This window comes from Acidimicrobiales bacterium (genome assembly GCA_035533095.1).
In the GTDB taxonomy this organism is placed as follows: Bacteria; Actinomycetota; Acidimicrobiia; order Acidimicrobiales; family Palsa-688; genus DATLUM01.
This window is the reverse complement of record DATLUM010000040.1, coordinates 42,440-57,265: the sequence shown is the minus strand read 5'-3', so window position 1 is coordinate 57,265 and position 14,826 is coordinate 42,440. Positions and strand designations below refer to the sequence as shown.

The window sequence follows — 14,826 nt, the reverse complement described above, 5'->3', positions numbered from 1 at the left end:
ACTGTATATGACACGAGCGTCAGGTTTCGAGACAAGCACCGACGAGCCGGGGACCCAGCCGGACCCCGGTCACCTGCTCACTGACCAGCTCCGGCTGATGGCATCCCATTTTCCGGAGGAGGCCGCCCTAATCGACGTGGACAGCGACCGACGGCTGACCTTCGCGGGATGGGATGCCGCCTCCGACCAGGTGGCAGCGGCACTTCTGGACGTCGGTGTCGAGAAGGGCGACACGGTCGCCATCTTCCTGCCCATGGAGGAGTGCCTGGAATGGGTCGTGGCTTACGCAGCGATCCACAAGGCGGGTGCCGTGGCCGTGCCGACCAGCACCCGCCTGGCTTCGCGGGAACTCGAGTACGTGATGGGACACTCGGCTGCGGTGGCGGCGTTCGCCGGGGCCGGTACCGCCGAGATCCTGGAAGGGGTGCGCCGTTCTCTGCCTTCGCTCCGATGGGTCGCGGTGAGCTCGAAGAGTTCTTCGCCCGAACGGCCCTGGAGCGGGCTCGGCGAGCCGGGCAGGGCCGTCCAGGTCGAGGTCACCGCCGACGACATGGCCGACGTCATGTACACCTCGGGCACTACCGGCCGGCCAAAGGGGGTCGTCGTCCGGCACCGCAACGTGGCCATGGTGCCCAACGGTCTGCCCAACTGGTCGGGGGACGGGTGGCTGCACTCGTCGCCGTTGTTCACCTTCGCCGGTATCTCGTCGATCTACAACCCAATGAAGCTGGGGATGACCGGCCTCTACCAGCCTCGTTTCGATGCCGGCGCCTGGCTGGAACATGTCGAGACCCGACGCCCGGCCGCCACGTTCATAGTGCCGGCGATGGCCCAACTGCTGATCTCCCACCCCCGCTTCGAAGAGGCCGACCTGAGCAGTCTTCGGATGGCGAGTCTCGGGAGCGCGCCGCTGGCTCCCGACACGTTCCGGAGGCTGCAGGAAAGACTCCCGCACGCGTGGGTGTCCAACAACTGGGGCATGACGGAGGCCGGCTCCGCCTACTGCATCCTGCCGCCGGAGGAGGCTTCCCGCCGCGTCGGCTCGGTCGGCAAGCCGATGCCGCCCGTGCAGTTCCGGATCGTCGACGAGGGCGGCCGGGAGCTCCCCGCGGGCGAGGTAGGTGAGCTGCTCGTCTCCAATCCCGGGAAGGAGCGCGAGTATTTCAACGATCCTGAAGCGACCAAGGCGGCATGGCGGGACGGGTGGCTGCACACCGGAGATCTCGCACGGCTCGACGAGGACGGCTACCTGTACATCGTCGGGCGAATCAAGGATGTGATCATCCGCGGCGGCAACAACGTGCATGCTGGCGATGTCGAAGCCGTGATCGCGGAGTTCCCTGGCGTCCAGGAAGTGGCCGTCGCAGGAGTGCCGCACTCCGTGCTCGGCGAGGACGTCGCCGCCTGGATCGTCCCGGTCCCCGGCACGACTGTCGACGGGGCCAAGCTGAAGGAGTTCCTCGCCGAACGCCTCAGCGACTACAAGATCCCGCGGAGGATCACGATGGTGGAGTCGCTGCCGCGCAACGCAACCGGCAAAGTGGTCAAGCGGGAGCTGGTTGAGGGGCGTCGAGGATGAGACCGGCGAGCCGCTGACGGTTCCAGGCCTGGTTGCCGAACAGCAGGTCGTTCTGCTTCACCCGGCGGAACAGCAGATGGCAATCGACCTCCCAGGTGAAGCCGACCCCGCCGTGCACCTGGATGTTCTCCCCGGTGACCATGACCGCCGCTTCCGCTACGAACGACTTGCAGGCAGCCGCGGCCTCGGCTCGGACAGGGTCGTCCACCTGGCTGGCCCAGGCGGCCCAGTGGGTTCCGACGCGTGCCAGCTCCAACTGGTGGAGCATGTCGACGATCTTGTGCTTGATCGCCTGGAACGTGGCGATTGGCCTGTCGAACTGAACCCTCTGCTTCGAATACTCGATGGCCATCTGCAGCGCACGCTCGCCGGCGCCGACGGTTTCGGCACAAAGGGCGACGGCCACGTCGTCGAGGATCCTCTGGAGAAGCTTCGTTTGGTCTCCGGACGGCCCGATCCGCCGGGCGTGACGTCCGTCGAGATCCAGGCGAGCCAGTTTGCGTGTGACGTCGAGTGTCGTAACCGGCGTCCCCGCCGGGTCGTCGAGGACGAACGCGGCGAGACCGCCGTCGGGATCCTTCGAGACGACGATGGCGACGTCGGCAGAATGCCCGTCCAGGACCAGAGGTTTTGTACCGCGCAGTTCCCACTTGTCACCATTCGGGATGGCCGTGGTGGCGATTCCACCGAGAGGCGCTCCACTTCGGCCCTCCTCGACCGCCAGGGTGGCCCGGCACGTCCCTGCCGCCAGGCGGCGCAGGAGGTCGTCGTCGCCGAGACGGAGGGTTGCGAGCGTCGCCGCAACGGCCGAGGAGAAGAAGGGGCCGGGCAGAGCGACGCGGCCCATCTCCTCCTGCAACACGACCATGTCGACCAGTCCCAACCCTGCCCCTCCGAGGGCTTCAGGGATCAGCGTGCCCGCCCATCCCATCGCGCTGATCTCGGACCACCAGGACTCCTCGAAGCCGCGCTCGTCGTCGATCATCCTTCGCACGTAGCCGATCTGAGCGGGACTGGACAGGAAGGATCGGACGGCGTCGCGAAGCGCATCCTGTTCCGGGCTGAAGGTGAAATCCACGGGGTGATCGTAAACCCTGACACGCGTGTCGGAGAACTGGTGACGGCCACTCGCGGGCGCGTTAGCGTTGCCTGCGTGGACTTCTCCTACGAGCCCGAGGACGAGGAATTCCGCAAGGAACTCAGGGCATGGCTCGATGCCAACCTGCCGGACTTCCGGGATCAAGGGGAGATTGGCCCGCCCGAGAGCGATCCCACGAAGAGGACGATGCTCCGCCGGCAGGCGTGGCAGCGCCGGCTCAACGAAGGCGGCTGGGCAGCGATCAACTGGCCGCGGGAGTGGGGTGGCCGCGAGGCGACGATCATGCAGAACGTCATCTACTCGCAGGAGATGGCCGCGGCGAAGGCACCGGGGATCTACAACACCAACGGCATCTGGCAGATCGGCCCCATGATCATCAAATGGGGCTCCGAGGAGCAGAAGAAACGCTGGCTCCCCGGCATCATCAACGCCGACGAGCATTGGTGCCAGGGTTTCAGCGAGCCCGAGGCGGGCAGCGACTTGGCCAACCTGCGCACCAAGGCCGAACGCGACGGTGACGCCTACGTTCTCAACGGCCAGAAGATCTGGATCTCCAGTGCCCACCTGGCGAAGTGGGGACTGTTCCTCGTCCGAACCGATCCGACCGCCATCGAGCGCGGGGCCAAGCACGAGGGCATCACTGCACTCATCGTCGACATGGAACTCCCCGGCGTCGAGTGCCGGCCGATCCGGGACCTGACCGGCGAGCGCATGTTCAACGAGGTGTTCTTCACCGACGCCCCGGTTCCCATCGAGTACCGGCTCGGTGACGAGGGGAACGGCTGGGGCGTTGCCATGGGCACGCTGGGCCACGAGAGGGTCGGCACCTCCGGGATGGCGATCGGCCTGAAGGCCGAGCTCGACGAGATGATCGAGGCGGCCCGCCGCGCGAACCCCGCGGCGTTGGAGGACCCGGAGATACGTGACCGCATCGCGCGAATGTGGACCCAGATCGAGTTCACCCGCCTCCTCAACTTCCGGGCTCTGTCAAAAGTGCTGAAGGGCGAGAAGAACTGGCCCGAGGTTCCCCTGGCGAAGCTTCAATGGAGCTTCCTGTCCCAGTCACTCGCCGAGTTGAACCTCGACATCCTCGGACCCATGAGCCTCATCGAGAAGGGATCCCCCGGGGCGCTCAACGGTGGGCACGCCGCCCACAACTACCCGTGGCAGCGCTACACCTCGATCGGCGCCGGCGCGACCGAGGTCCAGAAGAACATCATCGCCGACAAGGCGATCCAGCTTCCGAGGCGCTGAGGAGACCCAGGTGCAAGTAGCCGGGTCCAGGGTGCTCCTGACCGGGGCGTCGTCAGGTATCGGTGCTGCGACCGCGCGCCTGCTGGCAGCACAGGGAGCCACAGTGGGCATCGTGGGCCGGCGGGCCGGGCTGCTCGCCGAGGTGCTCGAGAACTGCAAGCGGAGCGCGTCTGGTTCCCGGATGTGGGTCGCGGACCTGGGAGACCTGGATCGGGCCGAGTCGCTCGTCGACGAGGCGTGGGAGGCCTTCGACGGTCTCGACATCGTCATCAACAACGCCGCCGTACCGAAGCGCCGGGCCGTCACCTCGCTCACGACGGGAGAGATCGAGGAAACGATGCGTGTCAACTTCCTGGCTCCCGCGCGCATGACGCTTCGGGTGCTTCCGCGAATGCTGGCGGGCACCGGGGGTGTCATAGTCAACGTCGCGAGCATGGGAGGAAGGTTGGGGATCGCACACGAAGCCGCATACTGCGCCAGCAAATTCGCGCTCACCGGCTGGAGCGAAGCCATGGCCATCGATCTTCACGGGTCGAACGTGGCTGTCCGGCTGATCCAACCCGGCCCGATAGACACGGACATCTGGGATCGGGAAGGCGAGGACCCACCTCTTTTCGAGGTTCCCAAGCTGCCACCGGACGTCGTCGCCAGCGGGATCCTGGAGGCCATCTCGGGCGAACAGTTCGAGCACTACCTGCCCGACCTCAAGGCAATCGTGACCGGTAAGGATGCCGACATCGATTCCTACATCGCCGGTATCGCTTCTGCGATCGCCACGAATCCGGGCGTTGCCGCATCGGGAGGTGCCCTATGAGAGCGCTGTTCTTCGGTGTCGACCCGGAGCCGTGGAACCCACCGGGTGGCGTTGGCGACAACCGGCTGCTGGCGAATCTCACGACCACCCCCATGCGGTTGATGGAGGTCGACGAAACACGACCGCTGCGCCCCGACTGGGTGGTGACCCGCCCGCTGCTGGCAGGGATCTGCGGCTCCGACTCCAAGATGGCCCTGCTTGACTTCGGCGACGAGGATATCGACAACGCGATGGCCGGGCTCTGCTCGTTCCCGCAAGTCATGGGGCACGAGGTGGTCGCGGAAGTGGTGTCGTTGGGTCCCGAGGCCCGCGGTTTCGAGGTGGGTCAACGCGTCGTGCTCAACCCATGGCTGTCGTGCGAACCCCGAGGTGTCACGCCGTTGTGCCCGCCCTGCCAGGTGGGCGACTACAGCCTCTGCCACAACTTCACCGCTGGCGACATAGCGACGGGCATCCACACCGGACTCTCGAGCGACGCCACCGGTGGTTACGCGGATCTCATGCCGGCCCACCCGCGCATGCTCTTCCCCGTTCCTGACGACGTGAGCGACGAGCATGCCGTGTTGGCAGATCCTTTCTCGGTGTCGTTGCACGCGGTGACCCGGCACCCGCCTCCTGCAGGAGGCAAGGCGCTCGTCTACGGGGCCGGGGCTCTGGGTTCGACGGCGGTGGCGATCCTTCGGGCGCTCTACCCCGACGTCGAGGTGGCGGTGATCGCCCGGTTCGACGCGCAGGCCCAGCTGGCATCCAAGTTTGGAGCCTCGATCGTCATGAGACCGAACGACCGGATGCAGATCATCGAGGAGCTGGCCAAGTGGTCGGGCGGGAAGCTCGTGCTCGGGACCACCGGTCTGCCGATGTGCCACCCGGGCGGGATCGACGTTGTGTACGACACGATCGGCAAGCCGGAGACGCTCGAGGTCGGCGTCCGGCTGCTCCGCGCCCGGGGCACCCTCGTGAAGGCGGGATTCCACGCGCCCGGGCGCTGGGAGTGGAGCCCGCTGTACTTCAAAGAGCTGTCGTGGGTGGGCTCCAACGCCTTCGGGATCGAAGAGGTCGAGGGTGTGCGCCAGCACGCGATGGAGCACTACCTGGAACTGGTGCGGGCCGACCGCGTCGACATCAGGCCGATGCTCACGCACACCTTCCCGCTCGAGGACTGGCGCGACGCGTTCGCTGCGCTGGCGGATCAGGCGAGGAGCGGCGCGATCAAGGTCGCCTTCGACCACCGCTAGGGGGCGCCTCGGCTCGCCGGCGCAGCTGCCTACGGCAGGCGTTCGATGACAGTGCAGTTCGCCTGGCCGCCGCCCTCGCACATCGTCTGCAGCCCGTAGCGCCCCCCGGTGGCCTCGAGGTGGTTCAGCAAGGTGGCGGTCATGCGGACACCGCTCGCCCCAAGAGGATGACCGATCGCGATCGCTCCGCCACGGGGGTTCAGCAGCTCGGGGTCCGGGTCGAACTCGCGCGCCCAACGCAGCACTATCGCGGCGAAGGCCTCGTTGCATTCGATCGCGTCGAAGTCGTCGATCTTCATGCCGGAGCGCTCGAGCAGCTTCCGGGTGACCCGGTTGGGAGCGGAGAGCACCAGGACGGGGTCCTCGGCGCCCACGGCGAAATGGACGAGCCTCGCCCGGATGGGCAAGCCCAGGCGTTCGGCAGTCGAACGATCTGCGATGATCGCAGCCGCGGCGCCGTCGGTCATCTGCGAGGAGTTCCCGGCAGTTATGCCAGCGGCGGTCCCCGGCTCCCACGACTGTGCCGGCGGCAGGCCGGCCAGGACCTCAAGGCTGCAGTCGGTGCGGATCCCTTCGTCGGACGAGAGCCTGTCTCCGGTCAGCGAGCCGTCCTCGGCTTTGATCGGGACCGGAAGGATCTCGCGGGCGAAGTGCCCGGAAGCCGTCGCTTCGGCCGCGCGGCGGTGGCTCTGCACCGCAAACGCGTCCATATCCTCGCGACTGACTCCGGCCTCGTCTGCAAGCTGCTGGGCGACCCGGAACTGGGCCCACAGCCTCCCGTCTATCGCTTCCATGAACGACGGGGAGAACGGCCCGGTCCCGCCCTTCGCGTTCGACGCCATGGGCGCCCGGGACATGGACTCGACCCCGCAAGCCACAGCGATGTCGTACATGCCACTGATGACGCTGGCCGCCACGAAGTGAAGCGCCTGCTGCGACGAACCGCACTGCCGGTCGACCGATGTGGCGGGCAGCGTCCACGGCAGCCCACCCGCCACGACAGCGTTGCGGGCTACGTTGCACCCTTGCTCGCCGGACTGCGTGACGCACCCGCAGACGATGTCGTCCAGCAGCTCGGGGTCCAGATTGTTGCGGTCGACGAGCTGGCGCAAGGTGAACCCCAGCAGATCCGTGGGGTGCCAGCCGGCGAGGGCACCCTTTCGTTTCCCGAACGCCGTCCTGACGACGTCGACGATCACGGCTTCACGCACCGGCACGGGCTGACATCCTTTCCCTCTCGACCGACACCACGCGGTTGATGCCAGCCTCCCCGGACTGCATTTGGACGACCGTGCCCACCCACTCTTCGGATTCCATGTCCGACAGCAAACCGGGATCCTCGACCCGTCCGTAGGCGCGGGCACCGCCCGGGATGTCACAGACCACGAGCCCCCATTCGGGTTCGCCGGAACGGGCGTGGACGACGGTGTAGGCGGCGATCGTCGCCTCACCACTGTGCGAGTTCTCGATCGGGCGTGCCGGCCGGATGGACGCCGGCGCCGAGCCCGGTGCCCCGGCTGCTCCCCTGATCCAGTCGATCGAATCCGGGGCCGCGCTGCTGTAGAGACCGAAAGCATGCTTTGTCATGTGCATCCCTACACCGCTGACCATTCCGAGCGACCCGGGGTCGCCGCGCAGGACATCTACCATCGCCGCTGTGCTGTGAAGCATGTAGCCACTGCCCGGTCCGCCTGCGAAGGGCAGGCCTCCTGTCACGGTGAATCCTCGGGGGTCCGAAGGGGACAGCCCGAGCGCGTCGATCGCCAGGTTCAACGAGCTCCCGAAGCAGCTATAGAGGTCGAAGTGCGCGATGTCGTCGACGCCTGCGCTGGCGGCACTCAGAGCGGCGGCCGACGCTGAGGCCATTGCCGGCGACGCCCACAACGGCTCGTGCTCGGCGACGTAGATCGGGTCGGTGGCGTACGCGAATCCTCTCGGGTAGACACGCCGCTCGGGTGGGACGCCGAGCGCGTCGGCTGCTTCCTCGCTCGCCAGAACCACCGCAGCGGCCATGTCGACGTCCATGATCGCCACCATGGTCTTGGTGTAGGGATATCCGACCATCCTGTTGGCGGGAGTCGGCTCGATGAGGTCCTCGGCAGTGTGCCGGCGGCGGAACCACGCGTTGGGGTTCGCTTCCGCGACGGCCGTCATGGGTGCAAGGAGCTCCCCCAGCTGGCGGCGGTACTCGGCGGGCGGAATTCCGAGCTGGGCGCGCCGTGCGATGTCAAAGACCGCGAATGTCAGCCACGCCTGGAAGACGGAGTGCGCGATCTCCGACGGGTGGAACGGCTCCTCGAACGGGAAGGGTCGCTTCACGGGGTCGTGGTAGGACCAGTCCGGTCGCTCGCCGGCCTTCTTGTACTGGCGGATCGTCTCGAGCGCCTCCGCGCTCACCACGACCGCGACGTCCAGGTCACCCGCGGCTATGGCGGCCGACGCCTCGGAGATGAGCACGTGAGGCGTCGTCCCGCCGATACCCGAGTACAGCGAGCGGGCGGGGTCGATGCCCAGGGCGTCGGAGAGCCGGGCCGGGGGGTCGTCGTACCGCCAGCTTTGGCAGTACAGGACCGCGAGGTCCCCGATCTTCTCCAGCACCTTTCCCGCAGCGACTCCGGTGTCCTCGGCGGCAGCGTGGACCATCTCCGACCACATCTGGAGGGGCTCGGGTGCAGGCTGGCTACCGGGATGCCAGGTCCTCTGTGCGGCGCCGATGATGCAGGGCGTGCGCCCGTCCAGCTCGGCCGTCATCGTCCCTTCCACTGGGGTGGCCGCTTCTCCGCGAAAGCCTTTGGCCCCTCCTTGGCGTCCTCGGAGGAGAACACCTTGGCGGCGAGCTCGCTCTCTATGTCGTAGGCCTCCTTCAGGCTCACGCCCAGACCTCGGGTGACGCTCTCTTTGGTCGCCTGAACGGCAAGGGGGGCGTTGGCTGTGATCCGTGCCGCCCACTCCCGGGCGCGTTCTGCGAGCCGTTCGGTAGGAACGATCTCGTTGAGCAGGCCGAGCTCCAACGCCCGTTCGGCAGGGAAGGCCTCGGCGGTCAGAAGGAACTCCATGGCAGCCGGATAGGTGAGCTGCCGCGGCAGGCGTGCCGTGGTCCCGCCTCCCGCGAACAGGCCGCGCTTCGGCTCCATGACACCGAACTTGGCCCTCGGCGTGGCGATGCGGATGTCCACGCCCCCGAGCATCTCCATGCCGCCGGCGACGCACGGGCCGTCGATGGCGGCGATGATGGGCTTGTAGACGGTGAGGCTGCGCAGAACCGCGTCGGTCCCGTCTCGCAGCCGGCACCCGTCGATCTCGGTCACCTCGCCTTTGGAGATCTCCTTCTGCAGGGCGGTGATCTGCGGTATGTAGGTCTTCAGGTCGGCACCTGACATGAAGTTCCCGTCCACGCCGGTGATGATCGCCACCCACGCCTCCTCCTCGTCACGGAAGCGCCGCCACGCATCGGCGAGATCGCGGAAGTGGTAGAGATCCAGCGAGTTGCGGGCTTCCGGCCTGTCGATAGCGATCAGCGCGACGTGGTCGTCGGCGAGCTCGTAGTGGATGGGCATGGATCAGAGTGGGTTCTGCCGGAGGTAGCCGTAGATGGACGCGAAGCGATCGTTGACCTGCTCTGGAAGAGGGTGAACGGCACCGAGCACCCTGGCCCCCCAGACGATCTGCGCGCTGCGCTCGACGAGCGCGGTGATGTGGAGGACGGTGGACGGCTTGGGCCCGACGGCCACCATCCCGTGGTTGGCGATGAGGGCCGCGCCGCGCCCTTCGAGCGCCTTGACAGCATGCTCCCCCACGTCGGGCGTGCCGCTCGCGGCGTACTCGGTGCACCGCACGTCTCCGCCGACGAAGATCGAGAACTCGTCGATACACGCGGGTATGGACTGGTGGGTGATGGCGAACATCGTTGCGTGGACAGGGTGTGAGTGGATCACCGAGCCGACGTCATCGAAGGCGCGGTAGCAGGCGAGATGAAGGAGCTTCTCCGAGGACGCCGATCGGCCTTCCTTGGCTGACAGGGTGTTGCCTTCGCCGTCTATGACCACCAGGTCGTCGAGCTGCATCTCCCCGTAGTCGACCGACGACGGGGTGATGACGATGGTGCCGTCCTCCTGGCGGGCGGAGATGTTCCCGGCCGTCCCTTCCACGAGCCCCTTGCGCAGCATGTCCTTGGCGGTCTGCAGGACAGCTGAGGGGGCGTCTTGCACGAACCTCATTCGTAGACCTCCGGGTTCACGAGGTTGGACGGCTTGTCGCCCACCACCAGCCGGGCGACATCGTCGGCGACGAGGGACGCCTGGCGGCATTCGGTGTCCCAGGTTGCGCCGCCGATATGGGGTGTCAGGATCACGTTCGGCATGGCCGTGAGAGGGTGGTCGACGGGCAGGTGCTCCCCGACGAAGTGGTCCAGCCCGGCACCGGCGAGCTTTCCCGATCTCAGGGCCTCGACGAGTGCATCGGTGTCGTGCAGCTGGGCGCGTGCCGTGTTGACGAAGAGGGACCCGTCCCTCATGGCAGCGAACTGGTCGGCTCCGATCATTCCCGTGGTCTGGGGGGTGACCGCCGCGTGGAGCGACAGCACGTCGGCCCTGGCGAGAACCTCCTCGAGGGAAAGCTTCGCCTCGTCGCTGTAGGGATCGTGGGCCACCACGGTCATCCCGAGACCCTCGAGCCGCCATCTCAGCGCACGGCCGACAGAACCGAGGCCGACCAGGCCGGCGGTCCGCCCCGACAGTTCCCACGCCCGGAAGCGTTGGTAGGGGATCCTGCCGTCCCGGTAGATCTCGCCGGCGCGCACGTCGGCGTCGGCAGAGGCGATGTGGCGGTTGAGGGCGAAGATGAACGCGACAGCTAGTTCCGCGACGGCGTCGGCGTTGCGGCCGGGGCAGCGCAGAACCGGCACTCCCGCCGCCGTCGCGGCCGGGATGTCCACGTTGACGGGATCCGCTCGGGTGGCGGCGACCGCCATCAGCGGGCGTTCGAAGACCTCCCTCCCTACGATGTCCGCCTCCACCACGAGAATGTCCGCCTTCTCCGATGCCGCTCGCTCGGCAAGCTGGGCGGACGAGTACATGCGAAGCGGGTTCTGGTCGATCCAGGGGTCGTAGACGACGTCGGCCAGATCCTGGAGCCGAGCAAAGCCCTCTCCCCGCAGCGGGGCCGTGACCAATGCCTTCGGCCGGTCTTTTCCATCCACGACGAACATCCTGTCCTACTGTGACGCTCGTGTCATATTTCGCGAGGATGTGGCAATGAGCCCTGGGCCCAGGAGCACAGTCACCGCTGGCATCGACATCGGGACCACGTCGGTCAAGGCGGTCGCCGTCGACGAGGACGGCGTCGTCCTCGCCCGGTCCCGGGTCCCCCACGAGATCCTCGTCCCGGGACCGGAGCTCATGGAGCACGACGCCGATCGGGCTTGGCGGCGGGGGCCCAAGCGGGCGCTCGCCGCGCTCGGATCCTTCGACGTGAAGGCGGTCGGGATCGCCGCCATGGTGCCCTCGATGACCGCCGTCGACCGTCGCGGCCGGCCGTTGACACCGGGGCTGCTTTACGGCGACGCCCGGGGCCGGTCGCCGGGCGGAACCGAGCGGGTCGGCTCAGCGGGGCCCGAGGGAAGCGGCGAGGCGGTGGGTTTCCTGCGTTGGACCTCGGTTGCCGCTCCCGACGCGGCCGGCTACTGGCACGCCCAGGCCGTCGCGACCAAGGCCTTCGGCGGTCCGCCGGCGGTGGACTTCGGCGTGGCGTTCACGTCGTCGCCGCTGTACGGCCCGGCGGGATGGGACGAGTCGATCTGCGGGTCGCTCGGGGTCGACCCTGCCAGGTTGCCTCGGGTCGAACTGCCCGGCGCCGCGGTCGGGCGGATGGGCCGCGACGGACCGGTGCTCGCCGCCGGCGCAGTCGACGTGTGGTGCGAGCAACTGGTCGCCGGTGCGAGCGAGGCGGGGGATGTGCATGTCATATGCGGGACGTCGTTGATCGTCTGGGCGGTGGTCCCCAAGCCCGTTTCAGCGCCCGGCCTCTGGTGCGTCGGCTCCGCAAAGGGCGGCCACATCGTCGGGGGTGCGAGCAACGCCGGCGGGCTGTTCCTGGACTGGGCTTCGAGACTGATGGGAGGCTCCGCCGGGCGGAAGCAGTCGGAGCGATCCGGGCAGCTGGACCCGGCAAACATCCCGGTGTGGGCGCCCTACCCGCGAGGTGAGCGAACGCCCTACCACGATCCGCGGATGCGAGCCTCGCTGCACGGGTTGAACCTGACCCACGGGCCTGCCGCCGTTCGCAGGGCCGCGTGGGAGGCGTCGGGTTTCGTCGTGAGGCACCACCTCGAGCTCGCGGGTGTCAAAGGCAAGCGGCTCGTGCTGACCGGCGGCGGCACAAAGGTTCCTGGGTGGGTGCAGGCTCTGGCTGATGTCACCGGGTTGCCGGCCCACGTCGCGGCCGACCCCGAAGGCGCCGCTCGCGGCGCAGCGTTCCTCGGGCGGGTGGCCGCAGGGCTGGAGGCCGGCGGCGAGGATGCGGAGCGATGGGCTCGGACCGGCCGGGTGGTCGAGCCCGACCCTCGTTGGGCGTTCGAGGCAGACACCCGGTACGCAATGTTCTTGGAGCACTCCGGGAGGCTAGGGCGCTAAATGGGCATCGGGATCAGCGAGGAGCACGTCGCGCTCGGGGCTGCAGTGCGGCGGTTCCTCGAGAAGAACTGCCCACCCGCCGTGGTGCGCGCGGGGATCGAGGAGGGGGGATCCCGGTCCTTGCCGCCGTTCTGGGAGGAGATGGCGGCGCTCGGGTGGCTCGGGTTGCACGTACCCGAGGAGAGCGGGGGTCAGGGGTACACGCTCATCGAGCTGGGTGTGGTGTCGGAGGAGATGGGGCGCGTGTGCGCGCCGGGTCCGTTCCTGCCGGCGGTGCTGGCATCGTCTCTGGTGACGAGGGGAGGCACGGAAGCGCTGAAGGCGGAGCTGCTTCCGCTGCTGGCAGCGGGAGGTGTGGCCGCCGTCGGCTTGCCTGGTTCGGGGGCCCTGCGCGGAGCACGACACGGGTCGGACCTTCGCGTCGAAGGTCGTGTGCGCCCGATCCTCGACGCCGCCGGCGCCCCATGGTCTGTGCTACCGGTGCAGACCGACGGCGGCGAGGTCTGGTGCGCTTTCCCGCCAGAAGAGCTGGCTGTGAGCGCGGTGGCCAGCCTGGACCCGACACGACCGCTCGTCGAGGTCGCGGTTGACGGGGTCGACGTGCCTCCCGATCAACAACTCGAGCTCAGCGGCGCCGAGGCGCGCGCCCTGATGGCGGCGATCACAGCTGCCGAATGTGTCGGTGGTGCTCGGTGGTGCCTGGAGACAGCGGTCGAGCATGCCAAGGTGCGGGAGCAGTTCGGCCGGCCCATCGGTCAGTTCCAGGCGATCAAGCACAAATGCGCTGACATGCTCGTCTCGGTGGAGCAGGCGCAGGCGGTGAGCTGGGCCGCGTTGCGGGCGATGCGCGTCGACTCGGGGAGTGGTGACCCGGACGCGGAACTCGCGGCCGCCGCTGCCGGCGCCGTCGCCGCCGAGGCGTTCTGCCGGGTGGCCAAGGACTGCGTCCAGATTCTCGGTGGCGTCGGCTTTACGTGGGAGCACGACGCGCACCTGTACCTCAGGCGGGCCATGAGCGTTCGCCAGCTACTCGGTGGTACCAGCGCGTGGCGGAGGCGGGTCGCGGACCTGGCGCTGGCAGGCGCCCGGCACAGGGTCGGCGTCGACCTCGGTCCCGAATCTGGCACGGTCCGTGAGAGCGTCAGGGCCGAGGTGCTGGCGGTCGCCGCACTGCCCGAAGCGGAACGCCGGCGGGCGCTGGTCGAAGCGGGTCTCTTCGTTGCCCACTGGTCGAAGCCGTGGGGACGCGATGCCGGCCCAGTGGAGCAGCTCGTGATTGACGAGGAGCTCAAGCGGGCGGGTATCAGGCGTCCTCACCTTGCCGTCGGCGCGTGGGCGGCTCCGACCATTGCGGTCCACGGGACGGAGGAGCAGCAGGAGCGCTGGGTCAGGCCCACCCTGCTGGGCGAGATCCATTGGTGCCAGCTGTTCAGCGAACCGGGCGCGGGGTCGGACCTTGCTTCGTTGACGACGAAGGCCACGCGGGTCGACGGCGGGTGGAGTCTTTCCGGCCAGAAAGTGTGGACGTCGTTGGCCGCCGAGGCGGACTGGGGCATCTGCCTGGCGCGGACCAATCCGGGTGCTGCAAAGCACCTCGGTATCACGTACTTCGTCGTGGACATGCACGGCGCGGGGATCGAGATCCGGCCGCTGAAGGAGCTGACGGGGAACGCCATGTTCAACGAGGTGTTCCTCGACGACGTGTTCGTTCCCGACGGTTGCGTCATAGGTGAGGTCGACGGAGGCTGGGCCCTTGCTCGCACCACGCTGGCCAACGAGAGAGTGGCGATGGGGAGCGGCACGTCGTTTGGCGGCGGGGTAGAGGCGCTGCTGGCTCTGGCCGTGGCGGGCGCCGGCAGCGGGGCGGATATCGACGCTGTCGCACTCGACGGGTTGGGAGCGTTGGTCGCAGAGGCGCATTCGGTCGCGCTGCTAGGCCAGCGAACGACCGAGAAGGCGCTGACCGGCGCCGCTCCCGGATCGGAGTCGAGTGTCCGCAAGCTCCTGGCTGCAGAGCACGATCAGCGGGTCCAGGAGTTCGGGCTGTCGTTGTTGGGCGGCGAGGGCGCGACTGCGGATGGCACAGCGGCACAGTGGGCCTTCGGGTTCCTTGCGAACAGGTGCCTCACAATCGCCGGCGGGACCAGCGAGGTGCAGCGCAACGTGATCGGGGAACGTCTGCTCGGGTTACCTCGCGACCCGGAGCCGTGACGGGT

The 14,826-nt window shown here is 68.0% G+C and carries 12 protein-coding genes; 6 read left to right on the top strand and 6 right to left on the bottom strand.

Features of this window, described 5'->3' with window-relative positions:
• Nucleotides 1–7 precede the first annotated feature (7 nt).
• Complete coding sequence (locus VNF71_03910) at nucleotides 8–1,579, top strand: class I adenylate-forming enzyme family protein (GenBank protein ID HVA73690.1); 1,572 nt, start codon at nucleotides 8–10, stop codon at nucleotides 1,577–1,579.
• Here the strand turns inward: VNF71_03910 and VNF71_03905 are convergent.
• Entirely contained in the window at nucleotides 1,545–2,657 is a 1,113-nt protein-coding gene (locus VNF71_03905; GenBank protein ID HVA73689.1) for an acyl-CoA dehydrogenase family protein, read from the bottom strand. The two genes, VNF71_03910 and VNF71_03905, sit on opposite strands and share 35 nt — an antisense overlap.
• Nucleotides 2,658–2,732: 75 nt before the next feature.
• On the opposite strand from VNF71_03905, the gene VNF71_03900 reads away from it, so the two are divergent.
• The 3 genes from VNF71_03900 to VNF71_03890 are packed head-to-tail and all read left to right on the top strand — an operon-like array spanning nucleotide 2,733 to nucleotide 5,981.
• Nucleotides 2,733–3,932, top strand: a complete 1,200-nt coding sequence (locus VNF71_03900) for an acyl-CoA dehydrogenase family protein (GenBank protein ID HVA73688.1) — start codon at nucleotides 2,733–2,735, stop codon at nucleotides 3,930–3,932.
• Between the two features lie 10 nt (nucleotides 3,933–3,942).
• Nucleotides 3,943–4,746: an SDR family oxidoreductase gene (locus VNF71_03895; GenBank protein ID HVA73687.1), complete on the top strand. Its 804-nt coding sequence runs from the start codon at nucleotides 3,943–3,945 to the stop codon at nucleotides 4,744–4,746.
• On the top strand, nucleotides 4,743–5,981 hold the full coding sequence (locus VNF71_03890) for an alcohol dehydrogenase catalytic domain-containing protein (GenBank protein HVA73686.1): 1,239 nt from the start codon (nucleotides 4,743–4,745) through the stop codon (nucleotides 5,979–5,981). Before VNF71_03895 ends, VNF71_03890 begins: the two co-directional genes overlap by 4 nt.
• A 29-nt stretch (nucleotides 5,982–6,010) precedes the next feature.
• Here VNF71_03890 and VNF71_03885 read toward each other — a convergent pair whose 3' ends face one another.
• Genes VNF71_03885 through VNF71_03865 form a run of 5 tightly spaced genes read right to left on the bottom strand, consistent with a single transcriptional unit; the run spans nucleotide 6,011 to nucleotide 11,187 of the window.
• Nucleotides 6,011–7,198: a thiolase family protein gene (locus tag VNF71_03885; protein ID HVA73685.1), complete on the bottom strand. Its 1,188-nt coding sequence runs from the start codon at nucleotides 7,196–7,198 to the stop codon at nucleotides 6,011–6,013.
• Entirely contained in the window at nucleotides 7,185–8,732 is a 1,548-nt protein-coding gene (locus VNF71_03880; protein HVA73684.1) for a hypothetical protein, read from the bottom strand. The genes VNF71_03885 and VNF71_03880 overlap by 14 nt, the downstream gene beginning before the upstream one ends.
• The gene (locus VNF71_03875) at nucleotides 8,729–9,538 is read right to left on the bottom strand and encodes an enoyl-CoA hydratase-related protein (protein ID HVA73683.1); all 810 of its coding nucleotides are present in this window, start codon (nucleotides 9,536–9,538) and stop codon (nucleotides 8,729–8,731) included. Before VNF71_03875 ends, VNF71_03880 begins: the two co-directional genes overlap by 4 nt.
• A gap of 3 nt (nucleotides 9,539–9,541) precedes the next feature.
• The gene (locus VNF71_03870) at nucleotides 9,542–10,198 is read right to left on the bottom strand and encodes an L-fuculose-phosphate aldolase (protein ID HVA73682.1); all 657 of its coding nucleotides are present in this window, start codon (nucleotides 10,196–10,198) and stop codon (nucleotides 9,542–9,544) included.
• On the bottom strand, nucleotides 10,195–11,187 hold the full coding sequence (locus VNF71_03865) for an NAD(P)-dependent oxidoreductase (protein HVA73681.1): 993 nt from the start codon (nucleotides 11,185–11,187) through the stop codon (nucleotides 10,195–10,197). Before VNF71_03865 ends, VNF71_03870 begins: the two co-directional genes overlap by 4 nt.
• Before the next feature lie 46 nt (nucleotides 11,188–11,233).
• Here VNF71_03865 and VNF71_03860 point away from each other — a divergent pair, with 46 nt between their 5' ends.
• Both VNF71_03860 and VNF71_03855 read left to right on the top strand, forming a co-directional pair.
• Nucleotides 11,234–12,610 (top strand): FGGY-family carbohydrate kinase, encoded by a 1,377-nt coding sequence (locus tag VNF71_03860; protein HVA73680.1) that lies wholly within the window; start codon nucleotides 11,234–11,236, stop codon nucleotides 12,608–12,610.
• Nucleotides 12,611–14,821, top strand: coding sequence for an acyl-CoA dehydrogenase (locus VNF71_03855; GenBank protein ID HVA73679.1), 2,211 nt, complete (start codon nucleotides 12,611–12,613; stop codon nucleotides 14,819–14,821).
• Nucleotides 14,822–14,826: the final 5 nt, after the last annotated feature.

Excerpts from the sequence above, each read along its gene's own strand:
- VNF71_03875 (HVA73683.1), bottom strand. The coding sequence starts at position 9,538 with ATGCCCATCCACTACGAGCTCGCCGACGACCACGTCGCGCTGATCGCT.
- VNF71_03910 (HVA73690.1), top strand. The coding sequence starts at position 8 with ATGACACGAGCGTCAGGTTTCGAGACAAGCACCGACGAGCCGGGGACC.
- VNF71_03870 (HVA73682.1), bottom strand. The coding sequence starts at position 10,198 with ATGAGGTTCGTGCAAGACGCCCCCTCAGCTGTCCTGCAGACCGCCAAG.
- VNF71_03860 (HVA73680.1), top strand. The coding sequence starts at position 11,234 with ATGAGCCCTGGGCCCAGGAGCACAGTCACCGCTGGCATCGACATCGGG.
- VNF71_03880 (HVA73684.1), bottom strand. The coding sequence starts at position 8,732 with ATGACGGCCGAGCTGGACGGGCGCACGCCCTGCATCATCGGCGCCGCA.
- VNF71_03855 (HVA73679.1), top strand. The coding sequence starts at position 12,611 with ATGGGCATCGGGATCAGCGAGGAGCACGTCGCGCTCGGGGCTGCAGTG.
- VNF71_03890 (HVA73686.1), top strand. The coding sequence starts at position 4,743 with ATGAGAGCGCTGTTCTTCGGTGTCGACCCGGAGCCGTGGAACCCACCG.
- VNF71_03865 (HVA73681.1), bottom strand. The coding sequence starts at position 11,187 with ATGTTCGTCGTGGATGGAAAAGACCGGCCGAAGGCATTGGTCACGGCC.